Source organism: Oceanispirochaeta crateris (assembly GCF_008329965.1).
In the GTDB taxonomy this organism is placed as follows: domain Bacteria; phylum Spirochaetota; class Spirochaetia; order DSM-2461; family DSM-2461; genus Oceanispirochaeta; species Oceanispirochaeta crateris.
The window spans coordinates 1,218,530-1,243,891 of sequence record NZ_CP036150.1; the positions used below are offsets into that span (position 1 = coordinate 1,218,530).

Annotated in this window: 19 protein-coding genes and 4 tRNA genes; 18 read left to right on the top strand and 5 right to left on the bottom strand. The window is 40.8% G+C overall.

Annotated features, from left to right (window positions below; translation table 11 throughout):
- Nucleotides 1–12 precede the first annotated feature (12 nt).
- Complete coding sequence (locus EXM22_RS05510) at nt 13–1,065, top strand: polysaccharide deacetylase family protein (RefSeq protein ID WP_168203363.1); 1,053 nt, start codon at nt 13–15, stop codon at nt 1,063–1,065.
- A gap of 41 nt (nt 1,066–1,106) precedes the next feature.
- Here the strand turns inward: EXM22_RS05510 and fusA (EXM22_RS05515) are convergent, their stop codons facing one another.
- Both fusA (EXM22_RS05515) and fusA (EXM22_RS05520) read right to left on the bottom strand, forming a co-directional pair.
- On the bottom strand, nt 1,107–3,161 hold the full coding sequence (gene fusA / locus EXM22_RS05515) for an elongation factor G (RefSeq protein ID WP_149485554.1): 2,055 nt from the start codon (nt 3,159–3,161) through the stop codon (nt 1,107–1,109).
- Between the two features lie 197 nt (nt 3,162–3,358).
- The gene (fusA, locus tag EXM22_RS05520) at nt 3,359–5,389 is read right to left on the bottom strand and encodes an elongation factor G (protein ID WP_149485555.1); all 2,031 of its coding nucleotides are present in this window, start codon (nt 5,387–5,389) and stop codon (nt 3,359–3,361) included.
- 279 nt (nt 5,390–5,668) lie between these two features.
- On the opposite strand from fusA (EXM22_RS05520), the gene EXM22_RS05525 reads away from it, so the two are divergent.
- The 14 genes from EXM22_RS05525 to EXM22_RS05590 all read left to right on the top strand — a co-directional run bounded on the left by EXM22_RS05525 (nt 5,669) and on the right by EXM22_RS05590 (nt 17,508).
- Complete coding sequence (locus EXM22_RS05525) at nt 5,669–7,927, top strand: adenosylcobalamin-dependent ribonucleoside-diphosphate reductase (RefSeq protein WP_149485556.1); 2,259 nt, start codon at nt 5,669–5,671, stop codon at nt 7,925–7,927.
- A gap of 64 nt (nt 7,928–7,991) precedes the next feature.
- Nucleotides 7,992–8,336, top strand: a complete 345-nt coding sequence (locus tag EXM22_RS05530) for an HIT domain-containing protein (protein ID WP_149485557.1) — start codon at nt 7,992–7,994, stop codon at nt 8,334–8,336.
- Between the two features lie 107 nt (nt 8,337–8,443).
- Complete coding sequence (locus tag EXM22_RS05535) at nt 8,444–9,391, top strand: hypothetical protein (RefSeq protein ID WP_149485558.1); 948 nt, start codon at nt 8,444–8,446, stop codon at nt 9,389–9,391.
- A gap of 85 nt (nt 9,392–9,476) precedes the next feature.
- A tRNA-Val gene (locus EXM22_RS05540) sits at nt 9,477–9,549 on the top strand.
- A 22-nt stretch (nt 9,550–9,571) separates the two neighbouring features.
- Nucleotides 9,572–9,644 (top strand) — tRNA-Val (locus EXM22_RS05545).
- Between the two features lie 23 nt (nt 9,645–9,667).
- Nucleotides 9,668–9,740 (top strand) — tRNA-Val (locus EXM22_RS05550).
- 23 nt (nt 9,741–9,763) lie between these two features.
- Nucleotides 9,764–9,836 (top strand) — tRNA-Val (locus EXM22_RS05555).
- Nucleotides 9,837–10,202: 366 nt separating this feature from the next.
- Nucleotides 10,203–11,873 carry a DNA adenine methylase gene (locus EXM22_RS05560; protein ID WP_168203364.1) on the top strand — a complete coding sequence of 557 codons (1,671 nt, stop codon included), beginning with the start codon at nt 10,203–10,205 and terminating at the stop codon, nt 11,871–11,873.
- A 3-nt stretch (nt 11,874–11,876) separates the two neighbouring features.
- Entirely contained in the window at nt 11,877–12,953 is a 1,077-nt protein-coding gene (gene murG, locus EXM22_RS05565) for an undecaprenyldiphospho-muramoylpentapeptide beta-N-acetylglucosaminyltransferase (RefSeq protein ID WP_149485560.1), read from the top strand.
- Nucleotides 12,954–13,457, top strand: a complete 504-nt coding sequence (locus tag EXM22_RS05570) for a CvpA family protein (protein ID WP_149485561.1) — start codon at nt 12,954–12,956, stop codon at nt 13,455–13,457. It abuts the gene before it with no gap.
- On the top strand, nt 13,458–14,672 hold the full coding sequence (locus EXM22_RS05575) for a hypothetical protein (RefSeq protein WP_149485562.1): 1,215 nt from the start codon (nt 13,458–13,460) through the stop codon (nt 14,670–14,672).
- A complete protein-coding gene (locus EXM22_RS05580; protein ID WP_149485563.1) occupies nt 14,653–15,831 on the top strand; it encodes a two-component system sensor histidine kinase NtrB in 1,179 nt (392 codons plus the stop codon). The genes EXM22_RS05575 and EXM22_RS05580 overlap by 20 nt, the downstream gene beginning before the upstream one ends.
- Nucleotides 15,828–17,228 carry a sigma-54-dependent transcriptional regulator gene (locus EXM22_RS05585; protein WP_149485564.1) on the top strand — a complete coding sequence of 467 codons (1,401 nt, stop codon included), beginning with the start codon at nt 15,828–15,830 and terminating at the stop codon, nt 17,226–17,228. Before EXM22_RS05580 ends, EXM22_RS05585 begins: the two co-directional genes overlap by 4 nt.
- Nucleotides 17,221–17,508, top strand: a complete 288-nt coding sequence (locus EXM22_RS05590; RefSeq protein WP_149485565.1) for a Trp family transcriptional regulator — start codon at nt 17,221–17,223, stop codon at nt 17,506–17,508. Before EXM22_RS05585 ends, EXM22_RS05590 begins: the two co-directional genes overlap by 8 nt.
- Here the strand turns inward: EXM22_RS05590 and EXM22_RS05595 are convergent.
- Nucleotides 17,493–17,987: an 8-oxo-dGTP diphosphatase gene (locus tag EXM22_RS05595; RefSeq protein ID WP_149485566.1), complete on the bottom strand. Its 495-nt coding sequence runs from the start codon at nt 17,985–17,987 to the stop codon at nt 17,493–17,495. The two genes, EXM22_RS05590 and EXM22_RS05595, sit on opposite strands and share 16 nt — an antisense overlap.
- Nucleotides 17,977–19,326 (bottom strand): tetratricopeptide repeat protein, encoded by a 1,350-nt coding sequence (locus EXM22_RS05600; protein ID WP_149485567.1) that lies wholly within the window; start codon nt 19,324–19,326, stop codon nt 17,977–17,979. Before EXM22_RS05600 ends, EXM22_RS05595 begins: the two co-directional genes overlap by 11 nt.
- Before the next feature lie 99 nt (nt 19,327–19,425).
- On the opposite strand from EXM22_RS05600, the gene EXM22_RS05605 reads away from it, so the two are divergent.
- A complete protein-coding gene (locus EXM22_RS05605; RefSeq protein ID WP_149485568.1) occupies nt 19,426–20,340 on the top strand; it encodes an ankyrin repeat domain-containing protein in 915 nt (304 codons plus the stop codon).
- Nucleotides 20,337–21,029 (top strand): hypothetical protein, encoded by a 693-nt coding sequence (locus EXM22_RS05610; protein WP_149485569.1) that lies wholly within the window; start codon nt 20,337–20,339, stop codon nt 21,027–21,029. The genes EXM22_RS05605 and EXM22_RS05610 overlap by 4 nt, the downstream gene beginning before the upstream one ends.
- Here EXM22_RS05610 and EXM22_RS05615 read toward each other — a convergent pair.
- Nucleotides 21,011–22,261: a UPF0164 family protein gene (locus EXM22_RS05615; protein WP_168203365.1), complete on the bottom strand. Its 1,251-nt coding sequence runs from the start codon at nt 22,259–22,261 to the stop codon at nt 21,011–21,013. The genes EXM22_RS05610 and EXM22_RS05615 overlap by 19 nt on opposite strands.
- Nucleotides 22,262–22,373: 112 nt before the next feature.
- On the opposite strand from EXM22_RS05615, the gene EXM22_RS05620 reads away from it, so the two are divergent.
- On the top strand, nt 22,374–25,361 hold the full coding sequence (locus EXM22_RS05620) for a hypothetical protein (protein ID WP_149485571.1): 2,988 nt from the start codon (nt 22,374–22,376) through the stop codon (nt 25,359–25,361).
- The last annotated feature ends 1 nt before the right edge of the window (nt 25,362 follow it).

Sequence of the window (25,362 nt, forward strand, 5' to 3'; positions counted from 1 at the left end):
ATAATGGTGGTGATGGCAAAAATAATAAAAATCAAATCAATGGGTGGATCCGACTGGTATAAAAACAGGCCGGGTTCGCTACATACTAATCACAACATGCAGCCGATCCTCAAGAAAGACAGAAAGAAGTTACAGGCTATTATATTGACTCTAATAATTATTCTGAGCCTCTTTCTCTTTATTTACTGCCGAACACTTCCACCACTAAACGATCACCATGAAGCTGAAGCGATCCCTGAAACTCCCATTACTCCCTCAAAGCCAAGTGTAGAACCTGAACAGTCTCAGGATCGGCAACTGGAAAATCTTAATAAAATCATAGATTTAGACTATTCTGGACAACATCTTCAAGGAGTATTCTGGGGCGAACATGAATTTCAAAAGAGAATATATTTGACCTTTGATGATGGTCCGAATCTTTCTCCCTTCAATTTGAACGGGAAAACCACCACTGTCATTGAATCAATCCTTGACACACTCGATTCTTACGGCTTCAAAGCAGTATTTTTTATCAACGGTAAGAACCTTGAATACACAAGCCCTGCAGAGAAGAAAAAACTGCTATCCGTTCTATTGAGAATTATCCGGAATGGCCATCTGCTGGGAAATCACAGTTATCATCATTATAATCTGGCTAAGGGTATATTCAGTGATGGCCAAAGTGATATGGATGATATAAGCCATGAGTTTATGATGACCCAGTCTGCCCTGGATGAAATTCTAGGATTTTCTTATCCAATGATTCTAATCAGACCCCCTTATGCCGAACCGGGAAGAACATCAGATTTGGACCAATGGCTGATGAATGAAGGGTATTATCTGATTTCACTGCAGTATGACAGTTATGATTATGCGTATTCACCAGATGGACGTTGGGATCAACAGGGAATCATGACAAGGATGACAGAGTTGCTGGATAAAGAAGAGAAGGGGGGAGTCCTTCTCCTCCATGAACTTGAAAGCTCGGCTAAATTGCTTCCGGAGCTCCTGGAAAGAGTCATCTTGGAAAAGGGATTCATCATAGAACCCTTAGAGGATTTGCTCCAAAAAAAATACAGCCGGTAATATTGCATCACCGGCCGCCATTTAAATTCTCAAGATTCTAGCTATTCAAGTTCTGAAGCCTTGATGATCTCCTGTGCAATTTTTCCACTCACTGGATCATAATGACTAAATTCTACTTCAAAAGCCCCTGTTCCGGAAGTCATAGATTTCAAATCAATGCTGTAACGCATCAATTCTCCCTGGGGAACTTGGGCCATGATAGACTGAATTCCACCTCCAACAGGCTTCTGATCGAGTACCCGTCCTCTTTTAGTCGAAAGATCTGATAAGACATCACCCAAAAACTGATCTTCCACAAACACAGTTAAATTCATAACCGGTTCAAGCAATGTCGGCTTGGCCTTCTCAACGGCCTCTTTTAAAGCGTGTTTAGCAGCCAGTTTGAAAGCCATCTCCGATGAATCAACAGGATGCTCTTTTCCATCAAAAATGGACACACCGATATCCATAAGAGGATATCCAGCCAGAAACCCTTCGTTCATACTTTCCAAAAGGCCTTTTTCGATGCCAGGCATATACCCTTTACTGATGGAGCCACCCTTTATATCATTGGTCATTTCAAAGAACTGCCCCCTCTCCAGGGGATGGATTCTCAGACAAACCTTCCCGTATTGCCCATGACCACCGGACTGCTTCTTATGGGTATATTCGGCCTCTGCAGAACTGTTAATCGTTTCACGATAGGGGACTTTAGGGGTTCTTCGACTCACATTGATCTTGTAATTCTTAAGGAGTTTTTCAAGAATAATATTGATATGAAGTTCGCCCATTCCAGAAATAACGGTCTCTTTCGTTTCTTCATTATAGTGGATAGTGAAAGTCAGATCTTCTTCTGCCACCTTATGGAGTTGGGCGGACATCTTATCCTCTTCCTTCTGATTCTCTGCATTAATAGCCAGGGTATACACAGGATGAGGAAGGGAGAGGGATTTATAATGGATCACTTCGTCTGAAGTACAGATTGTATCATTGGTTTTCAGAGATTCCACCTTTGTCAAAACCGCAATATCTCCGGCAAGGACCTCATTGGTTTCTTTCAGATCTTTTCCTTCGCATAGGAAGATTTTGTTGACCCTTTCTTTTTTCTCTTCCCTTGAATTATAAACCTCACTGTTACTTGCCAATTTCCCAGTGATAACCTTTACATAAGACATTTTTCCTGCAAATTTATCGATCATTGTCTTAAAAATAATCCCGGAGACGGCACCATCGGAGGAAACCATTCTGGATGTTTCACCGCTGACACAGGGTTCTTCAACACGACCAGGTGCGGGTGATTCAAAAACAATAAAATCCATAAGGGGTGTAATACCGGAATTCTCAATGGCACTACCACAGAAAACAGGTACAAAACGATTATCAAATAATCCTTCCCGAAGGCCCTTTTTTGCATCTTCTAATGAGAGAGTACCCTCTTCAAAATACTTTTCAGTCAGCTCATCATCACCTTCAGCAGCCATTTCAATCATTTTCAAATGATATTCTTCGGCCATGGCTTTATATTCATCAGGGATATCAATGGCATTTTCCTCTTTTCCGCCGCCATCCTTTCGATAGGCTTTCATATTCATGAGGTTAATAACACCATCGTAGTTTTCTGCCTGACCCATGGGGATTGTGAGAGGAATCGCCGTAATTTTAAACTCCTTGAGATCCTCAAGAACCTTAAAAAAATCAGCCCTGGTTTTTTCCATTTTATTAATAAATGCTATACGAGGCATGTCTCTGGCATCCAGACGCCTCCAGAGCTTTACAGTTTCTATCTGTACACTGGACCTGGCACCAATGAGCATGACCGCAGATTCGGAGGCTCTGAAGGATGAAACAACTTCACCCACAAAATCAGAAGAGCCGGGAGTATCAAAAATATTAATCTTTGTATCTTTCCAAGCAACGTTAGTGAGAGATGAATGAATGGAAATCTTTTTTTCTATTTCTTCTTCTGTAAAATCACTGACAGTACGACCTGAATCCACTGTTTCAGCTTTGGATATAACACCGGCATTAAAAAGAATCTGTTCAACCAGAGTCGTTTTACCGGTGCCTCCATGCCCGCAAACTGCAATGTTTCTGATGGTATCGGTTGTAAAAGCCACCTTAGTCCCCCCTGTATTAGATAAAATGATACTTTAATCATAGAACCCGAATTCAAAGGTCGTCAAACGATTTTAACCATTTTCTAACCCAATCAAACAATTTTCTAATGAAATAAAAAAAAGTTCTGTCCGAAAAAATAGATTAAAATCATTTCAGACAGAACTTTGCATTTTAAATTAGGGGTTTGAAGTAAAAATTATTCAGATTTAGCAGAAAAATGTGAGAATTCCATAGAAAATGTTCCCCGTCCCTGGGTTTGGCTCCTCAAAGAGGTTGTGTATCCAAACATTTTAACTAAAGGTGTCTGGGCTTTTACGAGTTCATAGGCGGGTCTGGATTCCATGGAGTTGACCATGCCGCCCCTCTGGGTAATCTGACTGATAACATCCCCAACATATTCGGGAGGACACATGATATCCACTTCCATAATGGGTTCAAGCAACACGGGTGCCGCTTTACGGCAGGCATTGTCAAAACCAAGCGCACCTGCTGTTTCAAAGGCCAGCTCACTGGATGTGAGTTCATTGTAAATTGCATCTGTCAGGGTAACACCCACATTGATGGTGGCATACCCCATCAAAGTGCCCGATTGCAATGCATTGGTAACGCCTCTTTCAACAGCGTTTACAAGATTCGCCGGTAATTTATTTTTAGGAATTGTACTCGTAAATTTATTGGCTTCACCCCGGGGAAGGGGTTCAATCTTGAGAGTAATATTTGCATCATTTTCTTTACCGGCTAAAACACGGTTGAAAACTTCATTATGAGTCACAGTTTTTGTGATGGATTCCCTATAGGAAACCTGAGGCTTACCAACTTTGGCTTCCACCTTATAATCATCGGTAATTCTGGTGACCAGAACATCTAGATGCAGTTCACCCATTCCAGAAATGATCAACTGTCCGGTCTCTTCATTTTCTGAGACCTTGAAAGTAGGATCCTCTTTTTGAAGCGTATCCAGGACAGTTCTCAACTTATCCTGATCACTCATAGTCTTAGGCTCTATGGCCACAGAGATAACCGGTTCCGGAAATTCCAGATTCTCCAGAATCACAGGAAAACCTTCACTGCAGATGGTATCCCCCGTCTGAGCCATTTTCATCCCCACAATCACGGCGATATCCCCTGCACTGACCGAATTGATCTGTTCATGATGATTGGAATGCATCCTAAGAAGCCGGTTGATTCTCTCTCTTTTTCTTTTGTTCGCATTCATCACAGGAGATCCAGATTTGAACTCTCCAGAATAGACACGCACATAGCAAAGAGATCCCGCCTCTTTATCCTGTTGGATTTTAAAGATGAGTCCTGAGGGATTCTCCTTGACAGTTCTCTGCAGAAGTATTGTTTCATCTTTCTTTACATGAAGTGCTTCGATCTCTTTTATATCCTCCGGGGCGGGAAGATAGGATATGATGCCGTCCAGGACAGGCTGAACACCCTTGTTCTTCAATGAAGATCCCACAAAGACGGGGAGTATAGACTGGTTTATGGTTTCTTGCCTGAGAACTGACATAATTAAATCCTCAGGAATATCCAGACCTTCAAGATAAAGGTTTGTTATTTCATCAGAGAATGCGGAAAGTTTATCGATGAGATTTTCGCGCCATTTATTGGCCAGATCCTTCAGGTCATCACGGATTTCCTTTAACTCAAAAGTACTTCCCTGATCATCCGGGTTCCAATGGATTTCTTTGAGTTTAATAAGGTCAATATTCCCTTTGTAATCTGATTCTGATCCAATTGGAATCTGAATGGGAAGAGGAGAAGCCTTAAGCTTATCCTCAATTTCCTGGACGACCTCAAAGAAATTGGCTCCGATACGATCCATCTTATTGATGAATGCCAGCCTGGGAACCTTGTATTTATCAGCCTGACGCCAAACTGTTTCCGACTGAGGTTCAACACCTCCTACGGCACAAAAAACCGCTACAGCGCCATCTAGAACACGGAGAGAACGCTCTACCTCAGCGGTAAAGTCAACATGACCAGGAGTATCAATAATATTGATCTGGCAATCCTTCCAGAAGCATGTTGTCGCGGCAGAAACAATGGTAATCCCCCGATTTTGCTCTTGTTCCATCCAGTCCATTGTGGCACTGCCATCATCAACCTCACCAATCCGATGACTCTTCCCAGTATAAAAAAGGATACGCTCCGTGGTGGTTGTCTTTCCTGCATCGATGTGAGCCATGATACCTATATTTCGTATTTTCTGGATTCCCATGTTAAATCTCCTGTCAAATTGCGAATAATCCTACCATAAATTAGTGTTGAGTTTCAATCATCCAAGAAGTTTCAATCCTGTTAGTTTTTTACAAAATAGTATGTTTTTAAACAATAATCAAAATTTCACACAACATATAGCGTGTATAGTCTTGATAATTGAAGAACGATGCATTATATATTTGGAAAGCCCATGAATTATTAGGTTCATGAAAATATCCTAAATCAGTAAAGAGATTCATTTTTCAAATTGGAAACAGAATTTCAGGAGAAACAATAGATGAGTAAATTCGTATGGAATCAGAAATTAAGCGAAGAGATTTTCGCGGCTAAGTATATGCTCCATGGAGAAAAGAGTCCGGAAGAAGTATTCAGGGGGATTTCAAAAGAAATTGCATCCCCGGAGCTGAAGGAAAACAGAAAAAAAGTGGAAGAGCAGTTCTATGAGCAACTTACTAGCGGCAAACTGATTCCAGCGGGTCGGATACTGGCTAACGCCAGGCCCCAGAGCCCCATGAAGAATTACAACAATTGTTTCACCATCGATATAGAAGATTCCATGACTGGTATTTATGATTCGCTGAAAGAAGACGCCATGATCAGTAAGATGGGGGGGGGTGTCGGATTTGATATTTCTAAACTGAGACCTAAGGGAACCACTCTTTCAAAGGGAGGCCAAGCCTCGGGAGTCATTTCCTTTTTGAGGATATTTGATCAGTCTGCCAAGACGATTATCACCGGAGGTCACAGACGTTCTGCCCATATTGCCCTCTTGGACATTTCACACCCGGATATAGAGGAATTTATTACCATAAAACAGGGTGACAGAAATAAAGAGCTGACTCAGTTCAATATTTCCGTTAAAATTTCTGATGATTTTATCAAGGCTGTAGAGAATGACAGCGATTGGAATCTCGTTTTTGACGGAGTCGTCTATAAGACAGTCAAAGCACGATACCTCTATGATCTGGTTGCCAAAAACTCATACATTCACAATGAACCGGGGATATTCAACCAGGATCTCATAGAAAAGTATAACAATGGTTACTGGGCCTTTAAAATGGACAGAGTCAACCCCTGTGGAGAACTCGTGATGCCTCCTTATTCCCTGTGCTGTCTCTCGGCAGTCAACCTCTCAAAATTTGTCATGAATCCTTTCACTGATGAAGCAGAATTTGATTTTGAGGGATTCATAGAGTCGGTTACCATTGCCATTCGTTTTTTGGATAATGTCCTAGACAAAACAGAGTATCCCCTTGAAAAAATAGAAACCTTTTCCAAACAATGGAGAAGAATTGGTCTTGGTTTTACCGCTCTCGGTGATGCATTTACTATGATGAAGATGAAATACGGTGGCAGTGCTTCGTTAAAGCTGGGTGAAAAGATTGCGAAAACCCTAAGAGATACGTCCTACAATGCCAGTGCCGATCTGGCAGCCGAAAAAGGACCGTTTCCTGCCTGTGATATACCAAAACTATTGGAAGCCAATTTTATCAAAGAGCTACCTGAAGCCATCCTTAAAAAAATAGCTAAAACCGGAATGCGGAACATTCAGCTCAATACTGTGGCCCCAACGGGAACCACCTCCCTCTCTGTAGGACAGAACTGTTCTTCCGGTATAGAACCTATTTTCGCTCTTCAGTATGACCGAAGTGTCAGAACTGGAGTAGAAGACGAAACAAGAACTGAAACAGTCTATGACTATGCCTGGATGCAATATCTGGATATGCGAGATGATGAGGAAGAATTAGGAAATGCTCCCGATTATTTTGTGACAACCATGGATATAGATCCCAAAAAAGCCATTGATATGCAGGCAATATTTCAAAAATATATCGACCACAGCATCTCAAAGACCTTGAATCTTCCTCCGGGAACAAGTTTTGAAGAGTATAAAGACCTTTATATGTATGCCTATAAGCAGGGTTTGAAAGGGTTCACAACCTTCAATCCCGATGGAAGCATGAAGGGTATCCTTGAGTATTCAGAAAAAAAGGAGAGCCAGTCAATCAAGAGAGTCCTCGCTCCCGAAAGACCTGTTGATCTGCCCTGTGAAATCCACCAGATTAAGGTAAAAGGAAATAAATACATCATTCTTGTAGGAATTTTGAATGGTAGCCTGTATGAACTTTTTGCCATTGATGATCCAGAAGATCATATTGACCTTAAGAAATACACAGAAGGTATTGTCCGCAAAGCTGGTAAAGGAAGATACGATCTGCATATAGAATCCGGACCAGTTACGGCAACAATGAAGGACTTTACCAGAACATTTGATTCTCCTAACGGATCATTGGCCCGATTTTTATCCATGGCACTCCGTCATGGAACACCGCTGCAGTTTATTATTGAACAGCTTTCGAAGGATACTAATTTTGAAGACTTCGAAAGAGCCCTATCCAGGGTTCTAAAGCGGTATATAATAGATGGAGAAGAGGTCATTGCCGGTGAAAACAAATGTGAAGAGTGTGAAGGAAAACTGGTTTTCAGGGATGGATGCGTGACTTGCCCCGAATGCGGCTGGAGTAAATGTTCATAAAGGGTGGACGCCTCGGAGGATACGAGTTATTATTTTGAAAAACATCTATTCTCCGGAGGCAATAATGGAAGAAACCATTTTTGATAAAATAATAGCCGGACAACTTCCGTCTGATAAAGTTTATGAGGATGAGAATGTGCTGGCTTTCAGAGACATCAATCCCCAGGCTCCGGTTCACGTCCTGGTAGTACCCAAGAAGAAAGTAAAGGATTTTATTGAAATTCAACACAATGATGTGACACAAACGGGGATTTTTTTTAACACTGTTTCTAAAGTCGCCTCTCTTTTGGGACTGGAGAAGGGTGGTTATAGGATTGTGTTAAACTGTGGTGAGGATGGACAGCAAACAGTGGAATACCTCCATGCCCATATACTTGGTGATAGAAAAATGAATTGGCCTCCGGGTTGATGAATAAATAATCTGGGGAAATAATTGTCCAGAATTCTCATGTTTAGGGTTGTAAAGTGCCGAATGTACTGAATTTTTTAATAAAAAGATCGGTTATATTTTTTGTATTGCTGGTTTTAAACCTTCCTCTTTTTTCTCTGGATTTTTCAATCCTGAATAAGGGTGATATTATATTTCAGGAAATCTATATTGACAGCGGCTCGGAACAGAATAACTACTATCATAATTTTGGTGTTCAAGGCCTTGAACCGGGGGCCAGGCACAATATCAATATCTACAGTACTGAGGATATACTGTTTTGCAGTTTTTACCTGTACGGCATCTCTCAGGAAAGTTATATCATTGAGAATGTAGCTATAGAACAAAAAAGCGTAGTCTACATCCTACCCGAACATTATAGAGAATTTCCGGACGCCTATCCGGACTTAACAGATCCAGATGCTGTTTATGGAGCTCGGCCCATTGAAAGGGATCGGGTTTTTTCTGAGCCTCCGGATCTGTTGAATGAAGATTCACTTGAACCTAAAAACTTAGTAGACATAGAAGTTTTTAACTATACCAATTACCCCGTGTTTAGAATATTTTTGGATAAGAATGATGACTCTGGAGAAACAAATTTGCTTTCTCGAGAGGTTCTCAAGCCATCTGAAAGCCTCACCCTTCATCTGCCATTGGAAGAAGAACAAGAGTATAAACTAAAGTTAAAGAGCGGTGATGGTAAGACTTTTATCAAAGCTCTTGAACTGCCCATGGATGCGGATTTCCTAGTTTTTTATGACAGTGACAGCGTCAGTCAATTTTCCTCTGTATTGATCGAACTTCAAAATGATTCTGCAGAAGAACTGATTGAAGTATTCCTGATTGACCAGGTCAATGCCAAGAAAAAAGAACTGCTCAATGGCATCATCATGGCACCACAAGAGACAAGGGAAATATTAATACAGGAAAACTACAGCCTCTGTGATATTATGGCCAAGACAGCGGGGATGAAAAAAATATATTTATTAGATCAAAATATTCTTGAAAATAAGAAAATAACAATTACAGATTTTTGATACTCTTTCGCTAAATATTTTAACGGGATTCTATTGACCTGTCACACCCATTGTGATAAATTGCTGAACGTTAAAAAGATGAACAGGGCGTTTAGCTCAGTTGGGAGAGCGCCTGCCTTACAAGCAGGATGTCGGGGGTTCAAGTCCCTCAACGCCCATCACTTGTTTTGACCGTTTAACGGGCGTTTAGCTCAGTTGGGAGAGCGCCTGCCTTACAAGCAGGATGTCGGGGGTTCAAGTCCCTCAACGCCCATCACTTATTTTTAACCGTTTAACGGGCGTTTAGCTCAGTTGGGAGAGCGCCTGCCTTACAAGCAGGATGTCGGGGGTTCAAGTCCCTCAACGCCCATCACTTATTTTTAACCGTTTAACGGGCGTTTAGCTCAGTTGGGAGAGCGCCTGCCTTACAAGCAGGATGTCGGGGGTTCAAGTCCCTCAACGCCCATTATTTTCAAGATGAAAAAGGATGCCAAGGGCGTCCTTTTTATTTTATAAATAACAAAGCCGGCAGTTGCCGGCTTTGTGGATGCATACCAGGATACAACATCACTAAGCATACGATCTCATATTTTAAAAAACAGCCTAAAAAGGCATCTTACATAATTTAAAACAATCTTGGCCGGCTAACACCGGCTTACACTTTTAGGTGGTTGACTTTTCATATATCCCCCTTACCTTGAATCTACATATAATTCTAATGGATACCACAAGAAAATCAAGAAAGAGTTTATGTTTTTTATGGATTATTTTAACGGCCTGTTGTAATGTGTATGCACCTGACAAGGACTTTCCCGGGGAGGGGATCTCCATATTGAGCATATTGAACGATGCCTATCTAAAAGAACAGCTGATAACATACATTGGTAACAAAAGACGACTTCTGCCATTGATTCAGAAGGCTTTATCCACTGATCAAGGGCAAGGCAGTATTTTTCTGGATCTTTTTGCCGGTTCCGGCGTGGTCTCCCGTCTGGGACGCCTCATGGGATTCAAAGTGATTGCCAATGACTGGGAGGAATATTCCAGAGTCCTCGCCGAGTCTCATCTCCGCTTGAATCAGCAGGATATTCCCCGTTTATTCGGCAGTCCTGCAAGCCTCAGAGACCTTCTATACCAGATTAACAATTTACCTCCTGTTTCTGAAGAAGATAGCTATATGGCCCGTTATTACGCTCCTTCGGAGATGGACATACACAAAGCGGATTATAGAAAAGAAAGACTCTTCTACACACGAGAGAACGCAAAAAGAATTGATTCTATCAGAAATTATATAGAACAGAATTTTCCAAGCGATTCTGATGCAGCGACTCTTTCAATCCGGAACCTTCTCATTGGTCTTCTCCTTTGTGAAAGCTCAAAACATACAAATACATCAGGTGTATTCAAGGCATTCCACAAAGGCTTTGGCGGGCATGGAAAAGATGCACTGTCGAGGATTTTAGGGCTGATACAGCTGCCTTATCCTGTACTCCCGAAGAGTTGCAGTGCTGCAGAAATATATTGTAAAGATGCCATTGAACTGGTAAGAGACCAAAACCTGCCCATGATCGACGTGGCCTACCTGGACCCGCCCTATAATCAGCATCAATATGGCAGCAATTACCACATACTGAATACCATAGCTCTCTGGGACAAAATTGCGGCTCCCATGATTCTCAATGAAAAGGGAATTCTGGTTGAAAAAGCGGCTATTCGAAAAGACTGGGTCAAAACAAGATCCCCCTATTGTTCTAAAAAAACAGCGACTCTGGCCTTCTCAGAACTGATGGAGAATTTAAGAGCCCGCAAGATTCTTATCAGCTATAGCAATGACGGCCTCATTCCCTTTGAACAGATGATGGATATCTGTGAAAAAAAAGGCAATATAAACATCATCAGCAATGAATACACAAAGTTCAGAGGGGGAAGGCAAAGTAACAACAGAGTTCACAACAATATTGAGTTTATCCTGTCTGTTGATACGGAAAAATCAGCAAATAGCCGATCTAAAAGTAAGATTAGACGGGTACTTCTCATAAGGGAAATTTCCTTACTTGAAAAAAAGCTTTACTCCCTTCATAAGCTCAAACCCTATGGTGATTTTGATGAAAATGGCTGTTTTGTAATAAGATTACAGGGAAATGAGGCCGTATTAGCAGTGAAATGGGATATGTTCATAACGATTGTCAATGATCTGACAAACTGGCCTAAAAACAAACTTGAGAGGCTTCTAAAAATTCTAAGCTCTGCAGCATGCAAGACCCGCAGTGAGGAATTGGACAGAATATTTACCATACTCCAAGTCAATGAAGATGAACCCAATCGTAAGCTTTTACTGGAAATCCCCAGGAGACTCAGGATGCTAGCTCATAGGAAAACCCGGGATGAATACTATGCCCATCTTAAAAATCTCCAGTCCCTGAGCAAAACAGTGGACCTAAGCATCATTGACAGACAGATCAAACAGATTAAAATACAAGCAGAAAAAAGATTTAAAGAGTAGAACATGAACAATAAGACCATAGTATTTACTGGAGGAGGAACAGGAGGACATGTCTATCCTGCCTTACCCATTATTGAATTATTACAGGAAAAAGGCTTTAGAATCTGCTGGATAGGTTCTCATACTGGCATTGAAAAGAGGATTATAGCAGAATGGAATCTGGAATATTACTCAATCAGTACGGGAAAATTGAGACGATATTTTTCATTTAAAAACTTCACTGATATCTTCCGGATCATTGCCGGTTTGTTTCAATCAATTAAGCTTATCAAAAAAATAAATCCAGCCTTTGTTTTTTCAAAAGGAGGTTTTGTAAGTGTCCCGGCTGTAGCCGCAGCCTGGTTGCTAAAGATTCCTTCCTTCACCCATGATTCAGACGTTGTCCCTGGTTTAGCCACAAGGATAAACCACAGAATGACTCAAAATACTTTTCTGGCCTACCATGAGAGCCGAAAGTACATGAAAAGTCATGATGATAAAATAGTTATTTCTGGAAATCCGGTGAGATCTGATTTTTTTAATAATGAAATACCCCTGCCGGAAACTTGGAATAAAAAATTGGACGGTCGTCCTCTTCTGCTTATTTTAGGTGGTAGCTCCGGTGCTAAACAAATCAACTTACTTGTGAGAGAATGCCTGGACGAGCTCACTCGGCACTTTACGGTCATTCATCAAATGGGAGATGAACTTTTTCAACAGGAAGCCGAGAGAGAGCATTACCACCCTGTTCCTTATTTGAATGAAGAACTTCCTGCCTTGCTGCAAAAGGCAGACCTGGCCCTCTGCCGCGCCGGGGCGGGAACTCTCTGGGAACTTGCTGTTACAGAAACTCCGGGCATCCTCATTCCATTAAGAGTCGGAAGCCGGGGAGACCAGATACTCAATGCCGAGATTGTCAGTCAAAGAGGAATGGCTCTCATCCTGGAAGAAAAGGATATGACCCCTTCTGGCCTCTTGGCATTGATCATGAAACTCTATCAGGATGAGTCCCTGAGAAAAAGCATGGTTGAAAATTGCAGGAACTTTGTGAATAAAAAGGCAGAAGATGTTATAGTATCTTATCTTTTAAAGGAGTCCTGAATGGAACTAGGAATTCTTGATTATATTTTTCTTGCCTTGATACTAATCAGTTCTTTTAGAGGAGCATTCCGTGGCTTGATTCAGGAAGTGATGTCTCTGGCGGCCTTGTTTATCAGTCTTCTTTTGGCAACGGTTTTCTATCCCGATGGTACTAAATGGATACAATCCCGTTCATCCCTGGATGAATCTGCAACTTTTATCTCTTTTATTTGCATATTTATTGCGGCCTATATCCTTTTTAAACTGGTTCAAAAAGCAATTGTTATGATGATCAATGAATCGCCCCTGGAAGGTACAGATAAACTTTTAGGGTTTTTCTTTGGCTTACTAGAGGGTCTATTGATCTGTTTCTTCATAGTCTATCTCATTGATTTTCAGGATTTCATTGACTTAAAAGGCCTGAGTGGGAAATCTTATATTATGCCCTATTTGGAAAGGTTCCTTCCCGCACTGGATAAACCGGCGTCGGAAGTCATGAATAAAATATCTTCGGGGGAACTCTGATTGTTTGAAAATCTCATAGGTCAGGATGCCATAAAAAAACAGCTCAGCGCAGGTGTACTCCAAAATAGCCTTCCTCATTCTTTGATGTTCAGCGGCGAAGATTTTAGCGGTAAGATGACAGCAGCCCTTGAACTAGCCAGAAGTATCTCTTGTACAAGGGAAAATGCTCCCTGGGATTGTGATTGCCGATCCTGTAGAGATCATCGTGTTTTAATCAATCCGGACCTCCTTCTTCTTGGGCGCCGCTATTTCTTGGAAGAAATCAAAGCCTCGGCAGAACTGCTCAAAAGAACCCGAGCTGTTTTTGCCATTTATATGTTTTTAAGGAATGTGAGAAAACTGCTGAAAAGATTTGAACCTGTATTATGGGAAGGTCAGGAAAAAAAACTCAGCAAATACAATGGAGCTCTGACATCTGTAACAGAGGCTCTGGAGCTTTTAGATCCTGAAAAACCTTTGATGGAAGAAGACAAATTAAATAAATATCTGGATGAGCTCATCGGCAATATCAGAAATTTGATCCCTGCTGTTCCCGGGGCACCCCCAATTGATCAAATCAGAAATATAAGTAAATGGGCCCATAGGACCAGTTCGGGTAAAGCAAAAATTGTAATCATTGAGAAGGCAGAGACTCTTTTAGATTCTGCAGCGAACTCCCTTCTGAAAATACTTGAAGAACCGCCAGCTCATGTGACGTTTATATTAACGACGGATAGAAAAGGAAGCATCATACAGACCATAAGATCCAGGGTTAGGAATTTTGAGTTTACACCAAGGACATCCAAAGTTTCTTCTCAGATACTGGAAAAATTGTTTCGTCAGGAATCTTGTGAAATGAATCTTTTTCAGTTCTTCCAATCCTGGTCTGATACAGACTATAGTTTTATCAGCAATTACATCCGCCTTTTTACGGATACAAGCATCAATAACGGTTCAATCAAAGAGTTGGAAGAGCTTTTTCAGTATTTTGATAAAAACAAGAGTAAGGAAGAGTTAAAGAGGTTCCTCAGACTCCTGACGGACGAACTCAGGCTCCGATTCAAAGAGGACCCGGATTTATACTCAACCGTAAGAGGACAGATTCTTGTTTCAGATTTACTCTCTGATATCAATCGCTGTTCATCCAATTCCGTGAGATACAACCAGAGTTCTCTGTTTTTAATGGAAAGTCTGTTTTATAATATGAGAGAGAAATATGAGGCATTTAATAAGTAAGGCCATAGAAACCTTACCCAAACTGGATTCTGGACAGATAACCAACCTCATTACCATACTGGCTGAGGAAGTGAAGGACATAGAACTGTTAGAAATGGTTCTTTCTTCCCTGCCCATCGGTGTTATTGTGTCCCGTCCGGATCATTATATACAATTTATGAATATCCCCGTAAAACGCATGGTTCCCCTCCAGCAAAAGGGCATGGAACGCTTAAAAGCCTGGGAAGTCATATTGGACAAAGATATTTCCAATTTTGTTAAAGAATCACTCCTTGGGGCAGAAACAGTGAAACCTAAGGATTTTACTCTGGAGACATTAAATAGGGATATAACCCTGGCCGTCGGTGTGATGCCTGTAGTAAAAGATGGCAGCATACAGGGTGACTTCATATATATCGAAGATGTGACGGATAAAAGACTGGAAGAAGCCAGGCTGCGCAGAGCAGAAAGTTTGGCCTCTATGACCACGATGGCAGCCAGCGTAGCCCATGAAATAAAGAATCCCCTGGGCAGCATAAGTATTTATCTTCAATTGATGCAAAAATCACTCAATTCTGATAAGGACAGCTGTAGAGCAGATCTAGAAGAATATCTTTCTGTCATTAGTGAAGAGGTAGAAAGACTCAATTCTATTGTCGTAGATTATCTTTTTGCTGTCCGCCCCATGGACACCCATCTTGTGCCGACAAGCATGAACACAATCATTCAGGAATTGATCACCTTTGTCCAATATGAATTGATGGAAGCAGGTATTACCGTTGAGGAAAATCTACAAAACGATCTTCCCCTTTTGAACCTGGATGAGAAATTGATTAAACAGGCTCTATTGAATATCATTAAGAATGCACTGGCGGCCATGGAAGAGGGTGGCACACTCTCTATTAAAACGTTTATTAAAGATAACCTGGTTCAGATTAAGATTCAGGATACAGGTGTGGGAATTCCCGCAGATCTGGTGTCTAAGATATTCGAACCTTATTTTACGACCAAAGACAACGGCTCCGGACTAGGACTGACAGTTGTCTATAAGGTCATCAAGGAGCATGGTGGAGAGTTGCGTGTATTCTCAAAAGAAGGGGAGGGAACGACATTTACAATTCTTCTTCCCATACCGCAGACAGACAAAAAATTATTAGTTTGGGAAGGTGAATTCGATTGAAATTCCAAATTCTAGTAGTTGATGATGAAAAGAATATAAGACTAGGGCTTTCAAAGGCGCTGGAACTCGACGGTTATGAAGTATTTGTAGCTGAAGATGGAAGCGAAGCCATGAAAATAATGGTCAAAGCAAACATTGATCTGGTACTCACCGACCTGAGAATGCCAAAAGTATCGGGAGAGGAGTTACTAAAAAAATTATCCTCTGCCTATCCCACGGTTCCAGTCATCATTCTAACAGGTCATGGGACGGTTGAGAACGCTGTCAATGCCATGCGCGACGGAGCCTATGACTTCCTGACAAAACCTCTAAACCTGGATCGCCTATCTCTTTTAGTCAAAAGAGCCTTATCCTCCAGAGAAATGGTCTTGAAGCACAGAGAGCTTCAGGAAGAAATCAAGAAACTGGAAAATCGAAAAAATAAAACCAATTTCATTGGTAAAAGCAGCCAGATGCAACGGGTTTTTGATCTCATCCAACAGGTGGCCTCTACCAAAGCCTCAGTATTGATCACCGGCGAAAGCGGTGTTGGAAAAGAACTGGTTGCCGATGCCATACATGAAAGCTCTCAAAGGGTCGATAAACCCTTCATAAAAGTTCACTGTGCGGCACTTTCTGAATCTCTATTAGAGAGTGAGCTTTTCGGACATGAGAAAGGTGCTTTTACAGGAGCGGCGCAACAGAGGAAAGGCCGTTTTGAAATGTCCGATGGAGGATCTATATTTCTGGATGAGATAGGAGAGATCAATCCATCAGTGCAGATAAAAATACTCCGAGTTTTACAGGAAAGAGAATTCGAACGGGTCGGAGGAAATCGTCCTATCTCCATAGATACGAGAATCATTGCAGCAACAAACCGGGATCTGAAAAATGAAATCGCTGAAGGGAATTTCAGAGAGGATCTTTATTACAGACTCAATGTGGTCAATATACACATACCCCCTATCAGAGAACGGAAGGAAGACATTCCCCTTTTAGCCAGCGCTTTTTTGAAAGAGTTTTCAGAGGAAAACAATAAGGCCATTGAAGGAATTGACAACAAAGCGGCAATGGCACTATACAATTATTCTTGGCCTGGTAATGTAAGAGAACTCCGGAATTGCATGGAAAGTGCAGTTGTGCTATCAAGAGGTCACTTTATAATGCTACATGACCTTCCCCCAGATATTTCAGCTTCTGCAGAAGACAGCAGCTCTATTAGGATTCCCATGGGAACGACCATGGCGGAATCTGAAAAACTGATCATCCGATCTACCCTGAATTTTGCCGGTGGGAATAAGAGTAAGACTTCTGAGATTCTAGGTATTGGAAGAAAGACATTGCACAGGAAAATTCATGATTACGGCCTTGAAGATGAATTCCTTAAAACATCAAAACAGGAGGCATCCGATGGATGACCGTAAAGCCATTAAAGAAATGTCGGCAGCGATGGCGGCAACAGATGATAAAGACTTGATTGAAGATTTTCTTATGAGTCTTCTAACAAAAAATGAAATCCATGAGGTGGCAACCCGCTGGGCTCTTGTTAAATTGATTAAAGCAGGCGTATCCCAGAGAAAGGTAGCTGAAACCCTAGGATTAAGCCTTTGTAAGATTACCAGAGGTTCAAAAGAGTTAAAAAAAGAAAATTCGTCTTTCCGTCTTATGATTGATCTTGAATCTCAATTGGATGCATGAAAAACAAGGGATTTATCCACCATTTTTTCTTTATCAAAAATAAAGTATCCCGTAAAACGTTCGTTCTTCAGGGCTTGTGGAAGCCAATGCCTGTCATCTTCCCACATGTTCTCCCAGGGTATGTCTTTTATGGCACACCAGAATGGGCTCGCTTCATCTGTTTCGATCAGGCTGCCCTTAAAATCACGGCATAAATAGACAGTTCCTCTTAACTTTAAGCCATCCAAAAAATGGAAATAGAGATCACCAGAGAATATCAGATTCTCCGTATCCAGACCGACCTCTTCCTTTGTTTCCCGTATTGCGGCTTCAACCGCTGTTTCACCCTCTTCAATGTGTCCCCCGGGTGCATTGACCATGCCAGCTCCGAGTCCTGTCTTCTTGTGTATTAAAAGAACATTCTCTCCATCCAGAATATAGGTAATAACAGCTTTTTCGCTGGGAATCCATGTTGTCCAATCAATATCTTTAACCTTCATTTATACTATCCTTTACAGCTTTTTCTAGAAAAATAACAAGATCTCCCCGAGAGGATGTTGAATCTTTGGGTAAATCAAACATAATTCTATAAGTTTCAATACTTTGTGGCTTGAAGGGAAGAATCCTTTGGTTCACCAAAGACTGAGAAATGGATGAAATAAGCTGATCCTGGTCATCCCGCCATTGAAATATAACATCCAATTGATTCAAGCCTTCTGTACTCTTATTAGCAACTCTCACATCATAAAATATATAATTTCTGTCATATCCTTCTATCTGATTGATCAAAAGGCTTTCCATATCGAGAAAGATACCATGAGGGAGGGGATCATTCATGTAGATCTCTTCCTTTTCCCATCTGGGTATTTCTTCTTCATAATATGCCTGTCTATTTTTGATACTGAAATACAGCTTGTCCATGTCTTCAGGATTTGTATTCAGATAAATAAACGATTGGAAACGATCGGTTTCACCTTTCCGCAGGGGAGCATCACCGGGACTAACAATTTCAATGGTCGCTATGGAATCAGCGGGATCAAAACCGGAAAGCATTAATTCCAACATGGCTAAATCACCATTTAGAGGCTCAATGTATCCTGCAACACTAATAGCCGGAACCCCGGCATTTGTTTCTCTGATGATCATAGACTCGGTCAATTGAATATTGAAGTCTTTTTTAAGGGGATCTGACTCGGATATACTAATACTTTTGGTGACCCAAGGTGGTTCTGTAGAAATTGCTAAACTGGAATCACTTTCTTCAGCCAGAGATAAGAATTGAAATCTTTTTCGAATCTGAGGATACAAAGCGGCTCCCATAATGATAATTAACAGAAGAACAAGAGGAATCAACTTTTTGTTATTCTGCTTTCCCTGAAGCATGGAATTCAACTGTTTCAGTTCTTTCTGGAATTTTTTGGCTCCGCGATGTTCCGGTTCCAGTGTAAGTGCATCCCGTACTTCATGACCAGCTCGTCTGAGATCTTTCTGGAGATAACCGTATTTAACGCTTCTGTTTAAGAACAGTTCGGCCAGATCTAAACGTATCTCATTATCCAGGGGAGAAAAGAGAAGGGCTCGTTCTGTTTCTACAATGGCATTGTCCCAGCGTTCGTTGCGTTTATACTCTGTGGCTCTACTCAGATGCCGTTCGATAAGCATATTGAGTTTTTCTTGATCATCCGGATTTAAATCATATTTTTCCTGTAAAGCCTCAAGATCCATTGGAGTCACAAGCTTCTTATCTTGCATATTGACAAGGTCTGTCAGGAAACTATTGAGATTAGAACTGCTGTTCTCGGGATGCGGTCTTTTAGAATCCTTATTTACTTCGTCCATGCTGATCTGTATTCTAGCAAAATGATTAAAGCTTTGACTACAGCCAACCGACATTGATGGAGGGTAGATCTGTTAAAATTCAGGAGTGTGTTACCAATTATGAAGTTTTCTGTATTCTGTTCAGAAAGTATAAAATCCCAACTGACTTCATTACGTCTATCCCTCGATGATTATTACATTGAGTACCAGACAGTCCTATTTGATAAAACAGAAACAATAAGTAACGCAATGCCCCACCTGATACAAGCCTTAAGGTCCTCTTCTTTTTATCTTCTTATACCTTCAACAGAAGACCTAGATTCACAGTGGCTGTCTTTTGTCGTTGGATATGGTCAGATGAATACAAAAAATACAATTTTCTTATACCAGGATGATTTTCCATCCAATTGGTTGTCAGAGTTTCCATTAGCAAAAGATATACCATCTCTTAGAACTATACTGAACAGCCACTTACCTCAATGGAATGATCAAATGAAAAAAAATCTGGCATTGTCCACACTCAAGGAGAGATTGAAAGAGCATACACACCAGGATTTTGTAAGAACCGTTATTGAAGGAGACCGTTTTATGACTGCTGTGTTCCTTGATGCCGGATTTGAAGTCAATAAGCTCTCCGCTGATCAGGTGACCCTGCTGTGTGCAGCTGCGAGAAGGGGTCATAACTCCATCGTAAAAATTCTATTTGAAGCAGGAGCAGATATAAATCAGGTCAGTAAAGATAGAAACAATACACCTTTAATGGATGCTGCTTCCGAAGGACATGTTGAATTAGTTCGTTTTTTTATAGACAATGGAGCAGAGCTTGAGATTAAAAGTAAAAGCGGTCAAACAGCCTTGGTTCTGGCGTCAGGAAACGGTCAGATCGACTGTGCGGAAATCCTGATTAATGCTGGTGCAAATTGCGATGAGAAGGATTCCATGGGTCTCTCTGCCCGCAAATATGCCCAGCTGTATCAGGTAGAAAACCTTTTGAAACTTATGCCTCCGGCTCCGATACAGGAGAACCAACAGTGAAACACATATTTTACATTAAATGGAAAGAGAATAGTTTAGTTTTGAATGAATGTAATGCTCAGAATCTTATTGAAAACCTGAGTGAAGAAAACATTGAACTGGCATACGGTGAATCTGTCACAGATCAAGATCTGGATCTGATTAAAACAGAATTAAAAATAGATATTGAAAATGCCGTCAACAGATGGATCAACGACTCAAGATTCTTTGTTCATCTCCTCATGTCTACTGGAGTATTCCTAGTCTCTTATTATTTCCTCTCTTATGTTGTAAGAGATCCGATTCCCCTGGTGGATGAAATAGTCCTGTCCCTTCTTATGGCTGGACTCTCATGGTATAGGTTAAAAAACCAACAATATAAGACAGATAAGGTTATTCATAAAAAAATTGAAATGGAACAGTACCTTTCTGATATTCCCTACGTAAAGAATGATTTTATTGTACAAGTAGAGCTATACCTTGAAAAACTGTCTTCAATGGGCATAGAAGAACAAAAAAGTCTATTCGACTCCGGTGCCGTTCCCGTATTCTTTACTTCTAGTAAGAAAGATTTGATAAAATTGTTGCGTCTTCTGGAAAAATTTGGCAGCAAAAATCCCTTCTCAAAAGAAAAAAGACTCCCCCCCGAAATCAATGAATTAAAAAAACAGATGCGTTCCTTCCTAAAATATCATTCATCTATGGTTTGATTTTCTTGGATAATCTGATTCAATTCCTGAGTTTTTCTGGCAGTTTCAATCATTTCTGTAGCGGGAGTAAACTCAGGACGAACGGTTAAACTCTCTTCCCACAGAGAGATTGCCTTACTAATATCACCATTTGCATACTCCTCCAAACCCTGTAAATAGAGCAATTGGGCACGTTCAACTCGGCTCATTCTTCCAAAGTCGCCCAAATTCAGTTTTAGAGCAAGGCTGAAACGGTCGAGAGTATTTACCTGAGTTGTGAGATCCAGAGTATAGTTAGCTGTCAAACTGAAACGCTCCATATCCAATGAAGATCCTAGACTAAAGCGGGGAAGACCTGTTTTAAGCATAAAACCCGACTGAACCGATAAAAAATTGGTGATACTCAAATCAAGACCAGCCGCATAGTAGACAGACTCAGAAGGTGTGCCATCAAGATTGAAAGGAATATTGACATCAAAGGCCCATGTCATAGGCCTCAAGGGAGAATAGGCAATTCCGGTTGAGACCATGGTGGGGAGAGGATCAGGATCCCTGATAAACTCTGTTCCTAAATTTTTTAAAACAAGGCCAAAAGCAAAATTTTTATCCCTGGAACTGAAAAACTTTAAAACATTGAATTTGGATTGTATTCCAAGGTCTACCATCATAGCAAAGGCTGACTGGTCGGGAGCAATAGAGTAGGGAACACCCCGGTAAGCCATCTTAAAGTTTGCACCAACAGCAATACCATGATAATAATAATCATCAAGAAAGGTGTAAGCTATGTTAAAAGTAGTGACTGTTTCTGTATAATACCCGGAAGAAAAACTTCCATCTTCATTTTTGGCACGATCACCCCAATCGTCAATTCCCGTAAATGGAAGATATAGGAATTTCCCTCCGATGCCAATACCGAAATTATCCCAGCGGGATGTGTAGGTCACACTCTCAAGGTTTGTATCTGCAATCCAGTTATTATGAAAAAAAGTCAACTCGGAATTTTTTATGAAAGAACTTCCAGCAGGATTGGCATCTAGAAATCCAGAATCCACACTCATGGCTGTAAAAGCGGTTCCCATGCCTTCATATTTACCTCCTCCCGGTATCAAAAGAGTTAAAAAGGAGTTCATTCCGGCATCAGGATCAATACCAAAAAGATTACTAACATTAGCATAGGTTGACGCAGCTGCATCACCAGCTGAAGCCTTTGAGATCATGATAAATAACAAGAGAAGCACTATGCTTTTTTTCATCCACATATAATATACCTTTGATTGGTGCTTTTATCCAGATTCTTTCCTATGTTGCCGATAATGTTATAAGATGAAGTGACTGTTGTTAATTTCGGTTATCTGAAGGGTTTACTTGACTGCTATAAATAAGAAGAGATGTCTTACAATTTCTATATTTTTCCTCATTTTATTCTTTCTGCCAGCTCAGGAGAGCGATTTACGCATCGGACAGAAGTATAAAGAAGCAGATCGATTGATAGAAAACTATGATTATAATGGTGCTATAAACCTTCTTGTTGAGATTGTGAAAGAGAATCCAGAAGAAATGGATAAAGCACAAAAGATGATTCAGGAGATTCGAAAGAAAAAAGAAGAGTTTAATGCTAAATATGAAGAACTGATTCGGATTCTCTTCGAAGAAAATGATTATCAGAAAGGTCTGGAAATCATTGAAGAACTGGAAGAACTGGATAAAAATCCTAACGATGCAACCGCCGAATCTCTCACAGACGCCAGAATCAGTGCTGAGTTGATCTATTTCAGATTGCTTTTTAACGATCTCATGGATAGAGCTCTTGTTCAGATAGAGAACAATAACTTTGATTCTGCTGTTACAATTTATATAACAGGCTTTCAGCTTCATAAAAGAACATATGATGAGAGAAACTATGGGGAGGTCATCAAAGGACCCGTTGATTCTGAGCTCTCACTCCTTTTAAGTTCTCTCGATGAATTTGTCTCCTCCTACAACAAACTGGATTCGTACTCACCAGAGTCAATGGTGTCGTCGGTTGAACAGAATAGAATCATCCATGACTCGATGCTGAATGACTTTAGTCTTTTTACAAGCCTTAGAAATAATATATGGAAGGCTGGATACGTTTTTGAAGAACAGAATAAACTTCTAAGCAGAATCAGTGATGAGTTTAAGGAAGACTTCTTTTTGAGTTTTGCCAATAGAATTGTCTTTGGAAGGCTTGATAACAGATTTCAAGAGGGCATTGTTCTGGCCATGGATCAATTCTGGCAAGATAAAATTACCCTCATTCAAGAAGAATACATTAGGAAAACTGACGAACTTATCACCAGCGCTGAGACCTTTTTTGACAGAGCATCCTGGCTGCAGGCTCAGGAAAGCTTCGACGAAGCCGAATATTGGGCTGAAAAAGGAATCCAGCTCAGCTCTCTTTGGTCGGGTCGTATAAATCTTGATACCAACTACAAAGTTTACCCTGGCTCAAAGCCCTGGATGAATAGTGAATATATCACTCTTGAAAATTTCAGAATTAAAAAAAATAAAGCTGAATATCAATCCCGATTGAGTCTATTTAATCTGCGATTGGAAGACTATCAAAACTATGACGATCAAAACTTGGAACTCATGGCAGTGCAGAGGGACACAATAGCAAGAGAATTAAACGATCTTATTCCTCTCAGAGAGGAATGGAATCGATATATAGATTCTTATAAAAGTGATGTCTTATATAATGATAATTTAGCCGCACAGCAGGGAGCACTGTATCTGTCCAAGATAGAGGATGGAATTGAAAATTATAGGAATTTAGATGGAAAAATAGCGCTGGACTCGGCTGATTTTGAAATTCTTCCCATGGAAAGGGAATATAGCCAGATTAGAACTTCAATGAATCGTTCTCTTCAACTCCTTAATGGAATTCAACCTGAAAATGCAGAAGAGGGAGATGTGACAATCCTTTATGTCTATCCTGAAGAGAGTGCTTCTATCATTAGTCAGCTGATTGAAGAAAATGAAGACCTTACTAGCAGGGTCAGTGCTTATAAATCACATTATCAGGAGATTCAAAGAGAGATACCGCAAAAAGAAAATATGGCGGCCTATATAGGCCGTGCCGAGGCTCTACTTCTTAATATGGAAGATGATCTAAAAGAATATATCCGGCAACAGCGGAAAGCCGATCAAAATATAGCCTCATCTCAACGATTTTTAGGAGAAGGAGAATTTCGACTTGAACAGTCAGAACAAGCCCTCTCCAATAGAGAATTCAGACAGGCGGTTCAAGAGTTGACCACGGCGCAGGATCTTTTTGTTCAAGCCCTTTCATTTAATGAAACAGTTGTAGACCGTGAGGAAATTGACAGAAGAATAGCCGACTTGCAAGACAGAATACTGCAGGAAGAAAATAAAGAAGTTATTCGCTATGTCCGTGAAAATGTTAACGAAGGCAAGAGCCTTTATTTGCAAGGCCTTTATGGTCAGAGTGAAGTCGTTCTGCTCAGAGCAGAAAGTAGATGGTACACCACAAATGCAGATCCAAATAATGAAATCAATTACTGGTTGAATCTTGTTCGAGCAGCCCTTTCCGTAGAATCGGGGCGAACAATAGAAGAAACCGAACCTCTGTATGCAGAGATGACCCAATTCTTAAACCACGCCTTTACTAACTTTGAATTGGGAAAAGCAAGAATAGAGGGTGGAAATAGAAGTGAAGGACTAAGGTACCTGGACAAGGCAGATCAGAACCTCAACGAAATCCTCATCCCCATGCCGTTGAACCAACAGGCCAGTGTGCTTAAATTGAAAATTCAGCAGCTCAAGGATCCTGAGTTGTTTAAAATAACTTTTGATGAAAAATTTAAGAGTTCCTTAAGTAAACTCCGCACCGAGACTGATATTGCCTACATCGATTTGAAAGACCTTTCGGCAATACAGCCAGACTATCCCGGCATGAGCAAAGCGCTCTATGATGCAGAAATAATACTGGGGATTAGGAATCCTCCCCCTGACCTCAGGGCTTTGGCAGAGAGTGAAGATCTGTACAATAGGGCCTATGCTATTGTAGAAGGAAATGTGCGTTCTCAATTTCCTGTTGCCCTCTCTCAATTAGACAGGGCTATCGTACTCAACCCTGAAAATCAGGACGCCATCACTCTGAAAGATAGAATCCAGCTGGATGCAGGCGGACAGACGACGGCAGTCCTGACATCTGCTGCTAATGCTCGGTTCAAATCTGCCGAAGAAAAATATATAAATGGAGAATACTTTGAGGCCTATGCCATTGTGCAGCAGCTTCTTAACGATCAAAAAACAGCATCCTATCCTCCACTTCAGGATCTAAAAAGGAGAATTGAATCAAAATTTTAAA

Bases quoted from the DNA above. Each gene is read 5' to 3' on its own strand.
- EXM22_RS05510 (WP_168203363.1), top strand. From the start codon at position 13: ATGGCAAAAATAATAAAAATCAAATCAATGGGTGGATCCGACTGGTAT.
- fusA (WP_149485555.1), bottom strand. From the start codon at position 5,389: ATGGGAATCCAGAAAATACGAAATATAGGTATCATGGCTCACATCGAT.
- EXM22_RS05525 (WP_149485556.1), top strand. From the start codon at position 5,669: ATGAGTAAATTCGTATGGAATCAGAAATTAAGCGAAGAGATTTTCGCG.
- EXM22_RS05530 (WP_149485557.1), top strand. From the start codon at position 7,992: ATGGAAGAAACCATTTTTGATAAAATAATAGCCGGACAACTTCCGTCT.
- murG (WP_149485560.1), top strand. From the start codon at position 11,877: ATGAACAATAAGACCATAGTATTTACTGGAGGAGGAACAGGAGGACAT.
- EXM22_RS05570 (WP_149485561.1), top strand. From the start codon at position 12,954: ATGGAACTAGGAATTCTTGATTATATTTTTCTTGCCTTGATACTAATC.
- EXM22_RS05580 (WP_149485563.1), top strand. From the start codon at position 14,653: ATGAGGCATTTAATAAGTAAGGCCATAGAAACCTTACCCAAACTGGAT.
- EXM22_RS05590 (WP_149485565.1), top strand. From the start codon at position 17,221: ATGGATGACCGTAAAGCCATTAAAGAAATGTCGGCAGCGATGGCGGCA.
- EXM22_RS05595 (WP_149485566.1), bottom strand. From the start codon at position 17,987: ATGAAGGTTAAAGATATTGATTGGACAACATGGATTCCCAGCGAAAAA.
- EXM22_RS05600 (WP_149485567.1), bottom strand. From the start codon at position 19,326: ATGGACGAAGTAAATAAGGATTCTAAAAGACCGCATCCCGAGAACAGC.
- EXM22_RS05605 (WP_149485568.1), top strand. From the start codon at position 19,426: ATGAAGTTTTCTGTATTCTGTTCAGAAAGTATAAAATCCCAACTGACT.
- EXM22_RS05615 (WP_168203365.1), bottom strand. From the start codon at position 22,261: ATGAAAAAAAGCATAGTGCTTCTCTTGTTATTTATCATGATCTCAAAG.